At 23.0% G+C, this 17,055-nt stretch carries 25 protein-coding genes; 22 read left to right on the forward strand and 3 right to left on the reverse strand.

Features of this window, described 5'->3' with window-relative positions; translation table 11 throughout:
• Positions 1–164 precede the first annotated feature (164 nt).
• The 4 genes from KGF52_RS15870 (at position 165) to KGF52_RS15885 (ending at position 2,115) form a co-directional block, all read left to right on the forward strand.
• Positions 165–362, forward strand: a complete 198-nt coding sequence (locus tag KGF52_RS15870; protein WP_227840832.1) for a helix-turn-helix domain-containing protein — start codon at positions 165–167, stop codon at positions 360–362.
• Positions 363–509: 147 nt separating this feature from the next.
• Positions 510–1,061 carry an antirestriction protein ArdA gene (locus KGF52_RS15875; protein WP_227840833.1) on the forward strand — a complete coding sequence of 184 codons (552 nt, stop codon included), beginning with the start codon at positions 510–512 and terminating at the stop codon, positions 1,059–1,061.
• Between the two features lie 96 nt (positions 1,062–1,157).
• Positions 1,158–1,334 (forward strand): hypothetical protein, encoded by a 177-nt coding sequence (locus KGF52_RS15880; RefSeq protein WP_227840834.1) that lies wholly within the window; start codon positions 1,158–1,160, stop codon positions 1,332–1,334.
• Between the two features lie 97 nt (positions 1,335–1,431).
• On the forward strand, positions 1,432–2,115 hold the full coding sequence (locus KGF52_RS15885; protein ID WP_227840835.1) for an LPD29 domain-containing protein: 684 nt from the start codon (positions 1,432–1,434) through the stop codon (positions 2,113–2,115).
• A 96-nt stretch (positions 2,116–2,211) separates the two neighbouring features.
• Here the strand turns inward: KGF52_RS15885 and KGF52_RS15890 are convergent, their stop codons facing one another.
• A complete protein-coding gene (locus KGF52_RS15890) occupies positions 2,212–2,415 on the reverse strand; it encodes a hypothetical protein (protein ID WP_227840836.1) in 204 nt (67 codons plus the stop codon).
• A 260-nt stretch (positions 2,416–2,675) separates the two neighbouring features.
• Between KGF52_RS15890 and KGF52_RS15895 the strand changes: the two genes are divergently transcribed.
• The 6 genes from KGF52_RS15895 (at position 2,676) to KGF52_RS15920 (ending at position 5,981) form a co-directional block, all read left to right on the forward strand.
• Positions 2,676–3,317: a ParB N-terminal domain-containing protein gene (locus KGF52_RS15895; RefSeq protein WP_227840837.1), complete on the forward strand. Its 642-nt coding sequence runs from the start codon at positions 2,676–2,678 to the stop codon at positions 3,315–3,317.
• Between the two features lie 254 nt (positions 3,318–3,571).
• Entirely contained in the window at positions 3,572–3,829 is a 258-nt protein-coding gene (locus KGF52_RS15900) for a hypothetical protein (RefSeq protein ID WP_227840838.1), read from the forward strand.
• Between the two features lie 47 nt (positions 3,830–3,876).
• On the forward strand, positions 3,877–4,779 hold the full coding sequence (locus tag KGF52_RS15905) for a hypothetical protein (RefSeq protein ID WP_227840839.1): 903 nt from the start codon (positions 3,877–3,879) through the stop codon (positions 4,777–4,779).
• 26 nt (positions 4,780–4,805) lie between these two features.
• Positions 4,806–5,204 (forward strand): hypothetical protein, encoded by a 399-nt coding sequence (locus KGF52_RS15910; protein WP_227840840.1) that lies wholly within the window; start codon positions 4,806–4,808, stop codon positions 5,202–5,204.
• Positions 5,205–5,234: 30 nt separating this feature from the next.
• On the forward strand, positions 5,235–5,681 hold the full coding sequence (locus KGF52_RS15915) for a hypothetical protein (RefSeq protein ID WP_227840841.1): 447 nt from the start codon (positions 5,235–5,237) through the stop codon (positions 5,679–5,681).
• Positions 5,682–5,750: 69 nt separating this feature from the next.
• On the forward strand, positions 5,751–5,981 hold the full coding sequence (locus tag KGF52_RS15920) for a hypothetical protein (RefSeq protein WP_227840842.1): 231 nt from the start codon (positions 5,751–5,753) through the stop codon (positions 5,979–5,981).
• A 67-nt stretch (positions 5,982–6,048) separates the two neighbouring features.
• Here the strand turns inward: KGF52_RS15920 and KGF52_RS15925 are convergent, their stop codons facing one another.
• A complete protein-coding gene (locus KGF52_RS15925; protein WP_227840843.1) occupies positions 6,049–6,717 on the reverse strand; it encodes a hypothetical protein in 669 nt (222 codons plus the stop codon).
• Between the two features lie 140 nt (positions 6,718–6,857).
• Here KGF52_RS15925 and KGF52_RS15930 point away from each other — a divergent pair, with 140 nt between their 5' ends.
• Genes KGF52_RS15930 through KGF52_RS15950 form a run of 5 tightly spaced genes read left to right on the forward strand, consistent with a single transcriptional unit; the run spans position 6,858 to position 11,099 of the window.
• Positions 6,858–8,120, forward strand: a complete 1,263-nt coding sequence (locus KGF52_RS15930) for a DUF3440 domain-containing protein (protein ID WP_227840844.1) — start codon at positions 6,858–6,860, stop codon at positions 8,118–8,120.
• A 4-nt stretch (positions 8,121–8,124) separates the two neighbouring features.
• The gene (locus tag KGF52_RS15935; RefSeq protein WP_227840845.1) at positions 8,125–8,535 is read left to right on the forward strand and encodes a hypothetical protein; all 411 of its coding nucleotides are present in this window, start codon (positions 8,125–8,127) and stop codon (positions 8,533–8,535) included.
• On the forward strand, positions 8,525–9,178 hold the full coding sequence (locus KGF52_RS15940; RefSeq protein WP_227840846.1) for an IbrB-like domain-containing protein: 654 nt from the start codon (positions 8,525–8,527) through the stop codon (positions 9,176–9,178). The genes KGF52_RS15935 and KGF52_RS15940 overlap by 11 nt, the downstream gene beginning before the upstream one ends.
• Positions 9,179–9,685 carry a hypothetical protein gene (locus KGF52_RS15945; RefSeq protein ID WP_227840847.1) on the forward strand — a complete coding sequence of 169 codons (507 nt, stop codon included), beginning with the start codon at positions 9,179–9,181 and terminating at the stop codon, positions 9,683–9,685.
• Complete coding sequence (locus tag KGF52_RS15950; RefSeq protein ID WP_227840848.1) at positions 9,669–11,099, forward strand: DEAD/DEAH box helicase; 1,431 nt, start codon at positions 9,669–9,671, stop codon at positions 11,097–11,099. The genes KGF52_RS15945 and KGF52_RS15950 overlap by 17 nt, the downstream gene beginning before the upstream one ends.
• A 67-nt stretch (positions 11,100–11,166) precedes the next feature.
• Here the strand turns inward: KGF52_RS15950 and KGF52_RS15955 are convergent, their stop codons facing one another.
• Positions 11,167–11,733 (reverse strand): hypothetical protein, encoded by a 567-nt coding sequence (locus tag KGF52_RS15955; protein ID WP_227840849.1) that lies wholly within the window; start codon positions 11,731–11,733, stop codon positions 11,167–11,169.
• Positions 11,734–11,966: 233 nt separating this feature from the next.
• On the opposite strand from KGF52_RS15955, the gene KGF52_RS15960 reads away from it, so the two are divergent.
• The 7 genes from KGF52_RS15960 to KGF52_RS15990 all read left to right on the forward strand — a co-directional run.
• Positions 11,967–12,269 carry a hypothetical protein gene (locus tag KGF52_RS15960; protein ID WP_227840850.1) on the forward strand — a complete coding sequence of 101 codons (303 nt, stop codon included), beginning with the start codon at positions 11,967–11,969 and terminating at the stop codon, positions 12,267–12,269.
• A gap of 39 nt (positions 12,270–12,308) precedes the next feature.
• Entirely contained in the window at positions 12,309–13,616 is a 1,308-nt protein-coding gene (locus tag KGF52_RS15965; protein WP_227840851.1) for a hypothetical protein, read from the forward strand.
• Between the two features lie 12 nt (positions 13,617–13,628).
• On the forward strand, positions 13,629–14,018 hold the full coding sequence (locus tag KGF52_RS15970; protein WP_227840852.1) for a hypothetical protein: 390 nt from the start codon (positions 13,629–13,631) through the stop codon (positions 14,016–14,018).
• Positions 14,019–14,539: 521 nt separating this feature from the next.
• Positions 14,540–14,743 (forward strand): hypothetical protein, encoded by a 204-nt coding sequence (locus KGF52_RS15975; RefSeq protein ID WP_227840853.1) that lies wholly within the window; start codon positions 14,540–14,542, stop codon positions 14,741–14,743.
• A gap of 253 nt (positions 14,744–14,996) precedes the next feature.
• On the forward strand, positions 14,997–16,034 hold the full coding sequence (locus KGF52_RS15980) for a hypothetical protein (RefSeq protein ID WP_227840854.1): 1,038 nt from the start codon (positions 14,997–14,999) through the stop codon (positions 16,032–16,034).
• Position 16,035: 1 nt separating this feature from the next.
• Positions 16,036–16,557 (forward strand): hypothetical protein, encoded by a 522-nt coding sequence (locus KGF52_RS15985; protein ID WP_227840855.1) that lies wholly within the window; start codon positions 16,036–16,038, stop codon positions 16,555–16,557.
• A gap of 11 nt (positions 16,558–16,568) precedes the next feature.
• Positions 16,569–17,055 (forward strand): hypothetical protein (locus KGF52_RS15990; RefSeq protein ID WP_227840856.1); only part of this gene is annotated, 487 nt, incomplete at its 3' end.

The raw sequence follows: 17,055 nt of genomic DNA on the forward strand, positions 1-17,055 counted from the left end.
AGCAAGTAATTAATATTATAGATAATATTATTAAAACTTTATAAATGATAATCTTTTTTTGATATATAGAGATAAGCTAAGGATTTTCTTTACAAATTATGTGTCTTTTATATAACTCTTAAATATGATAAGATTATTCTATAGTAATAACTGGAGGGAATAAAATGAATCTACAAAGATTAAAAGAGAGAAGAGTTGAAAAAAAATTTACACAGCAACAACTAAGTACAGCAATAGGAATGACTTTTAAGACCTATTCAAAAAAGGAGAATGGGCATAGAGAATTTACAGTTAGTGAACTTGAAAAAATCTGTTTTGTATTAGAGATAGAAGCATCAGAGTTATTGGAAATAAAACTATAAAAGTTTTTTAAATTAGTTCGCCAAAAAAATATTGCGTTTTCGGCGAACTTATAGTATAATAGAATTAGGGAAAAGAAATAACGATAAAATATAATTCGCCATTTTTACTATATAAAATAGGCGTAAAAATAGGAGGAGTATACAAAAATGAATAAAAGAATAAAAATATGTTTAACTAACTTAGGAAAATATCATGAAGATGAATGTATAGAGGAATGGATTGAATTGCCAATAAGAGAAGAAAGTTTGAAAAAAGTATTAAAAAATATAGGTATAAATGAGAAATATAAGGAGTATTTTATATCAGATTTTAAAACAGATGTAAAAGGCTTAAAAATAAATGAAGATAACAATATAAAACAGCTAAACCAGTTAGCTAAGAAAATTGAAGAACTAGAAGTAAATGAGATTAGACAATTAGAAGTTTTACTTGAAGGAAATTATATAAAGACTAATACAATACTTGAAAATGATATTTCTAATTTATTAAAAGAACATGATTTTATATTACTTGAGGATGAGGACAGCATTAGTAATGAATCTAAATTAGCAAATAGTTTTATTAAACATCTAGGTGGAATCAATATGTTAGACCTAGAAACACTTGAAAAATATTTTGACTATGAAAAATATGGAGAGCATTTGATTGCAAAGGGAGCTTATATAGCATCAAACAATTATGTGAAGATACAACTATAAGAAATTAATAAGTAAATAGAATAAATAGTAAGGTAAGTTTATAAATGAAACTCAAACTTTATAGACTTACTTTAACTTATATAAGGAGTGTCAATTATGAAAGAATATAAAGTAAAGATACCATTTACAGGGGATATGTTTGTTAATATAAAAGCTAAAAATAAAGAAGATGCTATTAAATTAGCTATTAAAGAAGCATCACTAGAGTATGCTGGAGAATGGTTTACAGATGATGAAAACACACAAGTAGAAGAAATAAATTATAAACTTTGAGAGTGTAAGGTTATGATACATGAATTGCAGATAGCTTCAAAAATACCACTTCAAATAAAAAAATTGAAATGGAATAAAATTGTAGGAAGGCGACAATATGGATTATTTTAAAGATATAAAATCATTAGAAGAGTTAAAAAGTACATTTAAAAAGTTAGCAAAAATACATCATCCAGATATGGGTGGAAATGATGAAGTAATGAAAAAAATTAATAATGAATATGAGTGCTTATTTCCAACATGGAAAAAGAAATCAAAAATTATAACGACTGAAACTGCAAATAGCACAAGATGTGAGTTTTATACTGAATATGGCTGGAAAGGGGAACATTATAGTGATTATTTGTCAATTAAAGATATTGCAAAAATCATTCGTCAATATGTAAAAGAAATATATCCAATTTATAAATTTAGTATTACAACCTCAGATGGTATGTGTTCAACAATAAATGTAAGTTTGATGGAAGCACCTCAAAATATATTTAATGAAGGTTGTGAAAAAGATTATTTACAAATTAGCTATTATAATATAGATAGGAATGAAAAATTAAATGAAATAGGCAAAAGTATTTTAAGCGATGTCTACAATCTCTTAAAGGAATATAATCTTGATGATAGTGATGCTATGATAGATTATTTTGACACTAATTTTTACATGTATTTTAACATTGGGAAATGGGATAAACCCTTTAAAATAGTTAAGAAAATTAACAGAATAAAAAATAGTGTCCAATCAGAAAAATTGGCCATGAAATCAACTCTGATTTCAAAATGTCTATAATTAAAGTAGATGAATATGATTATAATTAACCTAATTTTGGTAAACACGCTTTTAAATAATTTTAACAAGTGTGTTTACCTTCTTTAAATTATGTACTTAACTTTGTACTATTATAAGTAATATTTTGCTTATTATTAAAATTAATATAAATATTACAATCCAAGCTATGAAGCTCTCTTCTTTAGTATCAAATGAGTGTAATATCTCTAATAAACCTTTAAATGTGCGTTTAGTAATTATTACTATATAGCATACCATTAAAGATATTACCACTACTTTTAATATTTCTTCTAATGACATTTATTTCTCCTTACTTATTATTTTATATTATATTATAATATAATGCTGTAAAGTTATAAGGCGGTTTTTCTTTACCATTTCTATGTATTACTATATTATAAATATATCAAGTAAAACTAGTTTATTTTACAAAGAAAACATATTAATATTTAATCTTAATAATTTCTATTAGATGTAAATTTAGAGGTAGAAGTATAAAAATACAATTATACAATCTAGAGATTTAATAAGTTATAGATAATGTCAATAGGAGGATAACTATGAAAGATATTGATATTGATAATATAGTGAAAACTAATGATATAAAAAAACTTACTAGTGAAATTGATACACTTATAAAAGATATGAAACTTGAATCAGGAGAAGAATGCATATATATAGAAATAGAATCTATAGTTTGTTCTGAATATAAGAAAGTATCAATTGAAGATAGTCTTAATAAGTTTTCAAGAAGAATAGAGAATGTCAGCTCTGCGAATCCTATTTTAGTATTATATTTAGAAAAAAGTGAACAATATTTTTTATTAGATGGATTAATAAGAGTATATATATCTTTAAAATTACATAAGAAGCTAATACCTGCTATAGTCATTAAACTTAATAATATTGATACAATGAGAATTATAGAAGCTTCTAATATTATATCTACTGTAATTAATATTGAAAGAAAATATACAGTAAAAGAATCTTGGAATCAGATAAAGTTATTAGAAGAAGATTATGTAATTAGTAATAAATTAATTGAATCTATATATAAAATGAATCCAGGAGATTTAATAAAGCTTAAAGATATCATGTATTCAAATAAAATATATCAAGATATAAGAGATAATGTTATAAATGGAAACTTGACTATAAATAAAGCTTATGAAAAGTTAATAATTAGAAGGAAAAATAAATAATCATAAACATTAAATGGATATTTAACTGTGTTTGAATAAAAATATAAACACAGTTAAATATCCATTTTTTTGAATATTAATATAAAAAATTTCTTATTTAATTATTGATTAAGATTAATAACGTATATTTGGTTGATGATTAATGAAATAACGTATATTTTGGTTGATGATTAATAAAAAACTTGATTTAAACATAACGATATGATATTCTATACTTATAGATAACTAATTATAGGACAAAGGAGGATATATAAATGAAAACAGATGTATATGAACTGGGTTTTAAATTAGGAAAAGCAGGTGTATTTAGTTCAGGTCAGAGAATTCAGATGAATAATTTATTTTTTCAAGAGTGTAATACAGATAAATTATTACACATGATTTTAGAAGGATGTAGGTCACAAAACTTAACTGTATGTGAATCATTAATAGATAACCTATATGATTTGGAAATAAAAAGTAATTTTTTAGTTGGACTACAAAATGGTAGTTTAGACCCCAAAAAATCATAAAAGATTATTACATAATTATAAATAGTAGAATAAAGGAGAGGTTATAAATGGGCGAAGTGTATGAGTTGGGAGTTAAATTAGGTAAGTCAGGTATATTTAATAAAAATCAAATAAATATGATAGTTAATTTATTTTCTAATGATATTTATAAAAATAGATTATTAGAGATGATATTAAAAGCTTGTAATGAAATAAATATAACAGCATGTGATTCATTAATAAATAACTTATATGATTCAGAAATAAAATTTAATTTTCAGGTGGGGTTACTTAATGGTGCTTATAAAGAAAAACCACTCAATAATATTATATCATTAAAAGAAGCTGCTGAACTGCTTGATATGCCTGTCACGACATTCAGAAATTTGGTACAAAAAGGAGATTATAATGATGTAGGCAAAAAAATAAGTTCAATATGGGTTTTTGATAAAGATTTATTACTTCAAAAGTATGATTATAAAAATATGGATTATAAAAAGGGAATAGATGAGTTTTTTAAAAATTATACTGAAAATAACAAAAAAATAATATATGACTTTATAGAGAAATATCATATAGATAGTAAAATTAATCAAGTAGAACTTAATAATAGAGTATTTAATTTTAAATGGGAAGAAGATAAAATTAATGTCATTACATTAAATACAGAATTAATAAATTATAAATATCTTTCTAAAGCAAGTGCTACATATAAAAATACAAATATATTTAAAGATAAAGATTTTTATATAGAAACTTTTAACGATTTACATTTCTTATTAAAGACTTATGATATTGAATTATATATAGATAGTTCTTCTACAGAAAATAACTTTAAAGTATTAACAACATTTTTGTTGCCAACTGAAGAAATTTTAACAGATGAATTTATTTATAAATTTTTAGATGCTATATCTAAATACGAAGATAAGTTTATAAGAGAGATAGAATATCTATCTGAACGTTTTTAAATAAATATATAAAAGGAGCTTTTATAGTGAATGAAAATAGAATGTTTAGAATTATAGATGCAGATAACCTTTATTATATGTTTGAATTTCAATTTATAGACATAAAAGATGATGATATTATTTTAGATGTTTTTGGAGAAAAAGAAAAATTCAAAGAAAGTATGCTTAAGGAAATTACTAAAAAGAAATTTTATTTTTCAGTAAATAAAACAAATAAAATAGTTGATGAAGTTGAAGCATTCAATAGAGAAGAAGCTATAGTAATATATAAAGATAAACATAATACAAAAACAATTAATGGTATAAAAGTCACTAGAGAAAAAAGCAAAAGATATATCAAGTATAAAAATAGAGAAGATGAAGAAATAAAAAAGAAAATAAAACAGATTAAAAGGTCATTAGCAGAAGCAAAAAGAAATCTATAAATTACTTTTCATTTTAAAGGAGGTTTGGATATGTATAGAAGTTTAAATAGTGAAAATGCTAAAGAAATAATGGAAAAAGTAGCTTATCTAAAAGCATGTGAGGAAAATCTAAAAGAATATTCGCTGGATGGCTTATCAGAAGCTTATGATGATTTTTGTAAATATGGAGATAAAGATATAGATAAATTTATTAAAGCTTATAATGATTTTATATATATTGAAGATGAAAATAAAGCTGATTATTTAGTTATATTAAGATTTGCACAAGATTTATCTGACGCTTGTGATATTCGTGATTATTTCACTTCAAGGAATAAAGATAGTAAATTAGATGGAAGATGGCTTTCTATTAAAGAAATAGCTGAATATCTAAAAAAAGATTATTATATCTATATAGTAAAATATATAAATAAAAGAATAGAAAAAGAGATAGAGTCTATTGATGAATTAAGAGAAGTTTGTAATAAAATTATTTAATTATACTGATAAAATAATTTCTGAACTGATATAATATACACAATAAATTATATTGAAAGGGTGAATGTAATGAATGACAAAGAATTCAGTATCAGTTTTAAATGCTCAATATCTTTATCTTTTTTTGAAAGTATTTGCTATTTAATTATTGTATCTATAGTATATTTAGGTTTGTCTATTTTATTTAATCATAGAATAGAGTCAATTCCTGAAAGTGTATTAGGTATAATAACTGGATTTGTAATATTTAATTTCATTAAAAACTTTATTGAAAATAAAAGAAGCGATAAAAATAAATAAGCTAAAGACCTCTTAATATAATTTAATTATTAAGAGGTCTTTAACTTTTATATCTAATATAGATTGTTTATTTTTTAATAAGATTCTTTCTTCTCAATATATTTAAGCAAGCTTTACAAGTCACTTTTTGATTATATTTATTTCCATCTATACTATAAGCTTCAGCTAGAACTCTATATCCTTTTAATTTACTCTTTGAATTTTTATCACTGTTGCAAAGTAAATCTTTACTATTCCTTTTCAATCTACCTTCAACAAAAGGTTCTAATAACTCAATATGAACGACTGATTTACTATATGTCCCATCCCCCATCGAAGAAGTGTTAAGACCTGAATCAACCATACAATGAACTGGTCGCCAAGGTACATTTAAAAGGATTTTTTTATTAAATTCAATTGCTTCTTTTCTATTTAATATACTTTTTTCTAATTCTATTTTTTTCTTATATTTTTCGTCTTTTAATTGTTCTAAAATTTTAGCTTTTTTTAATTTTTTAATTTTCTCATATTCTGTAATACTCATTCCATAGAAAAAACCATTTTTTTCAACAATAGCTATAGTATCATTTTCATTAAGATAACTAATATCATTAGAATTTATTATATCTAGGTCTGAAAAAGATGTTATTACTTTATTATCTTTAAGTTTACCAACTACATAGCCATTTTTATGTATTTCAGATAGTATAGAATCTAAAAAATTAAAATTAAAATATTTGCTACTTAGTTTAAACATAAACACCTCCAAATTTACCATTAAATTAATTTATCTTATAAAAGATATGTTTTTAAATATTATATATATAGTGTTTAAAAATATGTTTATATATAAATAAAGATAATAATGCTATAGATTAATTATTAAGGAGTAATATTATGAAGATTTACAATGAAAAAAATGTACTAGATGCTTCTATAGAACGTCTAACATATATATTTAATAATTTTGACAATATATATTTTAGTGTAAGTGGAGGTAAAGATAGTTCTGTTATGGTTCAATTAGCAAATATGATAGCAAAAGAAATGAATAGAAAATTTGATGTACTACACATAGATTTAGAAGCTTGGTATAAGGCAACTGATGAACACTTAAAAGAATTAAAAAAATTATCTCAAATAGAACATTTTTATCATGTTTGCTTAGAATTTACAGAAGATAATGCAGTTAGTCAATTTGAACCTACATGGATAACTTGGGATGAAAATTGTAAAAGTAAATGGATTAGGAAAATGCCAAGAGGTAAGGATGTAATAAATATTAAAAATAATGTATTTGATTTTTATGAACGAGGTATGATATTCGAAGATTTTATAGTTGACTTTGCTAAATGGTATAGAGATAAAAATGATGGACCTGTGGCTTGTGGAGTTGCTATTAGAAGCCAAGAAAGTTTAAATCGTTATAGAACTATTGCGAGTACAAATAAAATCACTTATAAGGGCTTACAATGGACAACAAAAATAGATTTAGATATATATAATTTTTATCCTATTTATGATTACTGTACTGAAGATATTTGGGGAGTGGTTGCTAAATATGATTTAAAATTTAATCAAATATATGAAATGATGTATAAAAATGGTGTCAGTATTCATCAGCAAAGACTTTGTCAGCCATTTGGTTTTGACCAACGAGTCGGTCTTGACCAATTTAAATCAATTGAGCCAGATACTTGGGAAAAATTATTAAATAGAGTTAGTGGAGTAAACATGGGATGTATATACTGTAGAACAGAATTATTAGGCCATATAAAAACATCTAAACCTAGCCATATGAGTTGGGAAGAATACACTATATTTTTATTAGAAAGTATAGGTATATATGCTCCTGAAGTAATGGAGCACTATATTGAAAAGATTAAAAGAGTAATATGGTGGCATAAAGAAAAGTGCAAAACAGAATTAACTGATGATATGGAACATGGTAATGATAATGATTGGTGTTCTTGGAAAGAAATTGCAAGAGCTATAGAAAAAAATGATTTTTGGATGAAACGATTATCTTTTGGAGAAACAAAATCAGGATATGAAAAATTAAAAAAAATTAGAGATAAATATATTAACTATTTTGGAGTTGGTGAAATAAATAAAAGCTTAGAAAAATATGAAAATAAATTTAAATCAAAGGATGATTAGAATTATGATATATAAAGTATTTAAAAATAATTATAATAGAAAAGAATTTTACTCATTAGTTGGTAAGTATTTTGCTGAAAAAAAATATAAATCAAAACTTAAATATCTGTCAAATGAAGATAATTATATTTGGATAATAGCAATTGAAAACAATGAGGCCGTTGGATTTACTGTATTTGAAGAAAAAAAGAATCTTATTATATTTGACTACACGTATTCAGAAATAGCAGCAATAGAAAAAGAACTCTTAAAGAGACGTTTTTATCTAATAAAAGATATTAACAAAGCTATTAAAGTAGACTTATTAAAAAAGGATTGTGATATTAAATATTGGCTAGAGAAAGGTTTTATAATAACTAGAGAAAGTAAAAACTATATTTTTTTAAGAAGAGAGGCGAGAAAAAGTGATAGATAAGTTGATAGAAGAATTGAAGAAAGAAATATCAAAGTTACCTTTCGATGAAAAGGTGGATGCCCTTAATAAAGTTAAACTATCTTTACATGATATATCTCCATTTAAAGAACAGCCTGTTGATTCTGTTCTTTGGTTTAAAAGTGAAAATATAGAAGCAAATAGTTATAATCCTAATCGAGTAGCTACTCCTGAAATGAAGCTTTTACATGAATCAATAAAGGCAGATGGATATACTCAACCAATTGTTGGATATGAATATAATAAAAATAAGATTGAAATTGTAGATGGTTATCATCGAAATAGAGTTGGTAAAGAATATAAGGATATAAATGAAAAAGTGCATAATTATTTGCCTGTAGCAATAATAGATAAACCTATTGAAGAAAGAATGACAAGTACAATAAGACATAATAGAGCACGAGGTCAACATACTATTTTTGGATTAAGTAATATGGTATTAGAGTTGACAAAAGCTGGATGGAGTGATGAAAGAATTTGTAAAGCTTTTGGAATGGAACCTGAAGAGGTTCTAAAGTTAAAACAATTTACAGGCTTAAAGGATGCCTTTATCAATCATGAATTTAGTCCCTCATGGGAAGCATTACTTGATAAAACTAAACACTTGGAAGAAGATGGTGAATAATTGGAGCTTGAAAAATTATCAAATGAGGAATTAATTTCTTTGGTAGAAGAGATAAAAAAAATAATTTATAAGAGAAAAAAAGAAATAGAAAGAATAGAAAACACTATTGAAGAAATACAAGGTAACTATAAGTTTGAGTTTAATGCTAAAAGAAAAGATAAAAGACCATATGTAGCAAAACTTATATATAAATATAAAACTGCTACATTAGATTGGAAATTTGAATATTTGCCTTTTTCAAAGATAGATGGTTTTTTTGTAGTTAGAGGCATATATTATGCTAAGGAAAATGATATATTAGATATATTACACTCAGACAAAAGAAGAATTTACATTATAAAAGATGGAGATTTGCTTGAATTATTTGACCCAGATGAATCAAATGGTTCAAATAATCTTTTAACAGTTAAACAAGCCTTAAAAGGAGATTTTGATTATAATAATTTGATTGAATTTGTTACAGGGGAAATAGATGAAGAGAGTGTTTTAGATGAACTTAAAGACTGAATTATATGAACATCAACAAATAGCTTTTAATAAATTAAAAGATATAAAAGCTTGTGCCTTATTTATGGACACAGGAACAGGTAAAACAAGAACCGCACTTGAATTTGCTAATTACAGATTAGAAAAAAATAAAATAGATACAGTTTTTTGGATATGTCCTGTATCAACTAAAGAAAATCTTATTAAAGATATTATAAAACATTCTAATTATAGTGTAGAAGATATTGAACATTATAAAAATCAATTTATTTGTATTATTGGAATAGAAACAATATCTTCGTCTAAGAAATATTATTCAAAATTACTTAATTTAGTACATAAGTCAAGTATGATAGTTCTTGATGAAAGTCATTTCATAAAAAATTATAAAGCAAAAAGAAGTGAAAGAATATTAAGTATGCAAAATAATATTGAATATAGAATTATAATGACAGGTACTCCAATTACACAAGGAATTTGGGATTTATATACCCAAATGTATTTTCTTCATCCAAAGATTTTAGGGTATAATTCTTTTTATTCCTTTGCAAAAAATCATCTTGAATATAGTAAGCACTATCCAGGGCTAATTTTAAGAGCTCACAATATAGATTACCTCACAAAAAAGATAAATCCTTATGTTTATCAAATTAAAAAGGATGAATGTTTAGATTTACCAGAAAAAAATTATCAAGTAAGGTATTTGTGTATGAGTAATGAACATCAAACTTTTTATAATTATGTAAGAGATACTATGTTTAACCAAATAGATTTTGAAAATTTACAAAGTGTTGATATTTTTAGAATGATTGGTTATTTACATAGGGTAGCAAGTGGATATATTGATACAGATTTTTTTACTAATGATTATGATTTTAGTAAAAAAAAGAATAAAAAAATTAAATTTTCATATAAGAATCATGATAGAGTTAAGGTCTTACATGAAATACTAGAAAGTATAGATTTAAATAAGAATAAGTGTATTATTTGGCATAAATATAATAGTGATTTAAAATTTATTGAAGAGGAATTAAAGGATTTAAAGTATAGTAAATTAAATGGATGTTTAAGTTATAAGGAGAAGTCAATTCAATTAAATAGATTTATTTATGGAGACAATAATATCCTTATAGCGAACATAGGTACTGGTTCAACTGGTCTAAATTTACAAGTAGCTAATTATATGATTTATTATAATAATACATTTGATTATGCAAAAAGGTATCAAAGTGAAGATAGGATATATAGACTTGGCCAAAGTAAAAATTGTCATATAATAGATATCATAGCTAACAATACAATTGATGTAAGAATAAAAGAAAGTCTAGATAGAAAAGAAAGCTTATCAGCATCAATCAAAAAGGCTATAGACAAAGTAAAAGATAATAAAGAAGAGATTCAAAAATTCAAAGAAAAGTTTTTAAATATTATTTAGCTTTTCTCTAGGTAAAACATTAAGAAGCTTATACTATTATTACATACGCTTCTTAATGTTTTATTATTTAATTATTTTGTGTTAAGATTCTAAAAAACTCTTTTTCTTGTTCTGAATGTAATCTATTCTCTAAATCTGTAAAAGGTTTTGCATATTCTAGTCCAAAACGCAAATTATTTAAACCTGATACACTTATATCTTTTGAAAGTTGTAAACATTCGTTTAATAATTCTTCATCATCTTTTAGATATTTTTTTACATTATTTATAAGTGTATTTATTCCTTGCATATATGTACAATACATTTTATTATCTGTTAGAATCATATCTAAATCTCTATGTGTTTTAAACATCTTTGTTTTTTCTTCTTCTGCCCTGTCTTTAAAATGCAACTGTAGATTAACCAATCTCTTTATTAAATTTATATAATTATTGTATTCTTCTAGAGTTATCTTTTGCCCATATTTACTTTCAAGAGCTTCTTCATCGAAAATCCATGTATTTCCTTTCTTTATACAATCTTCATTTATTATAAAAAATCCTTTATTAATTAACATCCTGAAATTAGCTTCTGTTTTATTATATTTTTTTGCTGCCTCTGATATAGATAAAAGTTTTTCAAATTTTGCATTCATTTTTTATCCTCCTAATTTTTAATTCTATGTATATAGATTAACATAAATTTACGAAAACGTAAATAGATATTATAAAATTATATATAAAAAATATAATTATTGATTTAAAAAATATAAAAATATATAATAAAAATAAAAAAATAGATAATATATATAAAAAATGATTGACTTAAGAACAGGAAAATAATATTATTTAAGTATAAAGAAGTTTGATTGTTGAGGAGGATATAAATGTGATTTACAATTTCAATATAAAAAACGGAAATAAATGCACAGTACATTTAGAAATAAATAAACAAAAACTAGAGATTCTAAAATTAGAAATTGATGATAAGGTCGTAAAAGATACAAATGAAAAAGATGTATATTTTAAATATATATATAATGATATTAATAAAGAAAATAGGTTATATATAGTGGCAGAAAAACTTGTAGCTAGGAATATATCAAGGCTTCTAAAAATTCAACAGAGCTATAGTGTAAATATACTTGTACCTAAAGAACTAGAGAAGGAATATTTAATACATATAATTTAACCTTCACAAAACTAAAGAATTTAGGAGAATTATACTATTATGAATGAAAATGCATATATAACAATTGGTAAGGAATTAAAGAGAGAATTAAATGAAAAGAATTTATTTAGATTTTGCAATGACATTATAGTATGTCTTTCTAGAAAAGATATAAAAAAAGCTCATGATATCATAAATAATTGTTTAAAAGCTAATAACATAATACTTGAAAAAGATATTTTTGAAAATACTTTAGATTTGGATAGTGAAAATTATAACATTAGTTTGATATTACAAGAATTAATGCAATGTGATGAGTATAATTCAAAAGATAGCTTTCTAAAAGTTGGTGAGAAGCTTAAGAATAAAGTATCTAAAGAAGACTGCTTTTATGTCTCTAATGAACTCATAACACATCTTTTATGTGAAGATAAGGAACTGGTTTTTTATACTATGATAAAATGGCTATCTAAGTATGATATTAGTATACCTAATCAATTTATAAAAAAGATATTAAAAAGCTCCATATCTAAATTAAATAATCATATAGGTTATATTATTCAAGGGCTTATGCAAGAAAATAATTATGATGCTGAAAATGTATATAAAGATATTGGAAAAAAACTAAGAACAAAGTTATATGAAATAGATGAAAAAGAATGTTTTAGAGTTTCAAGAAGGATTATAAATGCTCTTTCCTATGGAAATATAGACTTTGTTTTTTATAATATTATGAGTTATTTATCCTCTTGTGAGATTTCTATTCCAGATGGATTTGTAAAAAAACTTTTAAATACAGAAAGAAGAACTTTGAATAATAATATGAGTTATATAATACAAGAGCTTCTTCAAGATAATAACTATATAGATAATGATAAATATAGTACTTTTTTAAATAGCTTGAAATGTAAACTTAGTGAAGAAGAATGCTTTAAATTCTCAAAAGATACTATAGAATCTCTCTCATACAATGATAAAGATGGTCTTTTTTATACTATAATAAGTTATTTATCAATTTATGAAATTAATGTTCCTAAAGGATTTGTAGAAAGATTATTAAGAGACTCCATACGAAATTTAAATACTTTAGTAGGGTATATAATACAAGAATTAATTCAAGATACAAGTAACTATACTAATGTATCAATTGGTGAAAATTTAAAAGAGAAATTAGATATGAAAGAATGCAAACATCTAGTAAATGAGATGGAATACTATATCGCAAGGAATAGCAGAGAGAATATTTTTTATACTATAATAAATTATTTATCAATTTATAAGATACATATATCAAATAATCTAATAAAGAATATTTTATCTGGTTCAACATTTGAAATAGAATCCATTGTAAAAATTCTTAATAAATAGGAAGATTTTAACATGAACAATATGACTGCTAACAAACTTTTAAAACTTATAAGTTACTCTAAAGATTGTAATTGGAATTTTCTAGAATCTATTTCAATTAATGAATTTAAAGAATTTATAATTATGATTGAAAAGATAAATCTAAATAATATAGACAAATATAATAAAAATAAAATTGATTTAGCTAGAGTACTGAATGTTATATATGATTATGATAATTTTATTAATTGGTGTAATTCAAATAAAGATTATAATACATGGGATAAACATGGTCTTTTTGATAAAGAAAATTATAAATGTGTGGTAAAGAGACATATTAAAGAATTAATATCTAATTCTAAAGAATACTTTGAATTTTGTAGAGTAGATATTATAAAAAAGTTAGAAGAAATATTAATGTAGTAAAACTAGATTTGAAAACTTAAAATAAAGAATATAAATTAAATTACTTTGAATGTTTACAATACAAATTGTAAAATATAAAAAACTTAAATAAAGAATATAAAAAAATAATAGGGGTTGATGGTATGCAAGGTAAAGTTATCAATTATAAAAAAGTAAATAAGATGCATGGTAGAAATCAGATTCTATTCAAAGTTCTCCGAAAAATATGTAATGAGGTAATTAATCTTATATTGATAAGTAGTTGTTTTCTAATATGTTTATTTGTGAGTGTTGTTATATACTCTATATTTAAAATAATTATTATGATGATTTAATCATAAAAAAGGTCTAGTTTAAATAACTAGACTTTTTTTATTGTATATATTTATAGATATATATAGATATATACAAGTATAAATATATATTACTAATATATATTTATTTAAATTTAATAATAAATGCAAATATATATTACTAAATATAATTACTAAAATAATAAATATTATTGCATATAAAAATAAATAAAGGAGATTAAAATTATGGCAAAACATAAGAAAAAAAAATCTAGTATAAGCAAAAAAACAGTGAAAAAAGATAACAGAAAAAATAAAAAAGAAAGTTATAATAAAAAAAATGAAGAAGATTTACTAAAACTATATATAAACTTTTCTGTAGCAATAATATTTATTTATAGCTTCTGTAAGAGCTTTGAGTGTCTATATAATACTATTATGACAAAATAATGTTTAAACTCATTATAGGCGATTTATATTTTAATAATAAAAATAATTGGTAGGTGATAATACATATATGTTAAATGATTTTGATAAAGAAAATAAAATAAGGTATATATACTATAGTAATTTTACAATGAAAGATATTTTAAACTTATACAAATTTATTAATATGAATATATATAATAAAAAACATTTAATAGAAATAAATAAACAGATATTATACATTTATTTTTCCAAAACCCATAAATATAGAAATATCATGTCAAATGAACATTTATATATTTTAACTGAAAAGAAGCTCTTTAATAGTATAGATAACATCGTGTCAGACATAAATTTAAATATAGTATATTTGAATAGCTTAAATAAACATGATTGCTTAGATGAATTAGATACTCTATATAATATAAACTTTGTAGAATCTGGACATTTCTATCAAGAGTTTAATTCAAAGAATAAGATTAATAAAAATAATTCTAAATTAAAAGTTATTTATATGTGTTTTATGTTTATTATAACAACTCTTATAGTTATCAATCTAAATAGTATCAAGTCTACACTTGATGAATTTGTACCTGTTAAAGATGTTAAAGTATCTGAGAATGATAAAAGTAATCTTGGTAGTAACTACAAAAAAGAAGAGTTGTCTTTAAGAGAAGCTATTAATTCTTTACCTGAAGAAAAAAAACTAGATGATAACAAAGAATATAAGGAATATACAAATAAATATTTGAGTCTAAAGGTTAAATACCCAGCTACTTGGGAAGTAAAAGAAAACATAGCTACTATACAAAATTTAGTAAGGGAATCCAAAAATAATCATATATTTGATTTGGCATATGATAAAGCTAAATTGGCAGGTATATTGGTAGAGTTTATAGCTAATGACCCTTTTGAAACTAGAGTAAGTTTAGGTGTATCTCCACTTGAATCAAATGTTCCTATACAAAGCCTAGCATCTATTTTAGATAAAAATATTGTAAAACAAATAGATAAGCAAATACGAATAAATATAGAGGCTGATGGAAATAAAATAATATCTAACAAAGGAACTGATATAAAAAAAATAGATGAAAATGAAGTAATAGTAAGTGAATATGTATTTAAAAATACTAAAAAGGAAAATACAGAGACATCTGTAATACAAGTTATTTGTCCCAATGGACTTAATAATATAATTTTAACAGCAGTATCTAAACAAGGCGAAAATTCTATAGATAAATATAATATATTAACACAAATGTTAAAAACTTTGGGTGTGTATGATATAAACAAAGAATTGATTGAGGTAGGATAAAATGAATGGTATGAAAACATATATAGAATATATTAAAAATATATTAGAAGAAGTTGATGAATATGAACCACCTGTAAATATTCTTAATTCAATGGATGTGAATTCTCTCTATTCGATTGTCAAAGATATTGATATGTTGATGCAAATATCAAGTTACAAAGTGGCAAAAGAAGATAGGTTCATAAAAAGTGAAAATTATTTATGTAAAAATATATTGTCAAATCTAGAAGTAGTTTTAATGAGCAATGTAGATGAATATAAAAAAGAAAACATAAAAAAATATTGTGGATTTTTATTAGATGAAGACTATAAAATTAATTCTGCTGATTTTAAATGTAATTTTGGACCTGAAGTGGAAAGTGATGATATTTATATAAATAAATTACCAAAATATTTAGTAGATGATAATTTAGATATATCCAATAATAACTCTAATCAAACAAATCATATACATAATATTGATGAAAAAATGGCTTCTACTATAAAAATATTAACAAATAAATTTAATTTAAATAAGAAATAGAGGGATATATAATGAAAAAATCGCAAGGTATAATCATAAGTATTATATTACTACTTATTACTATAGGTATATATTTTTTATCCAATAATATAAATAAAAAAGAAGTTCCTAATGAAAATAAAAATAAAATAGAAGTGAAAAAAACACAACCTCAAGATGATACTGATATCAATATAAATAAAGAAAATAAAACATCAAATAAAAACGAAATAGATAGCAATAATATAGAAGAACCTTTGGTTCAAACTTCATCAATAAAAGAGGTATCAAATGATATATTACAATATTTTAATGCTCCTAAAACAGAAATTATGATTGTTTCAAAGAAAAAAGTAATGTTAGCAGATTTAGATAAAAGTAGTAAAAGTGGAAAACAAATATTATTTGCACTTGAACTTTTAAATTCAGATAATGAAACAATATCATTATATGTCAACCAAAATATATATAATACTATATCTATAGGTAATAAATTAAATGTCTTATATAGTATATATA

The organism is Clostridioides sp. ZZV15-6597, from assembly GCF_020657815.1.
GTDB lineage: Bacteria > Bacillota > Clostridia > Peptostreptococcales > Peptostreptococcaceae > Clostridioides.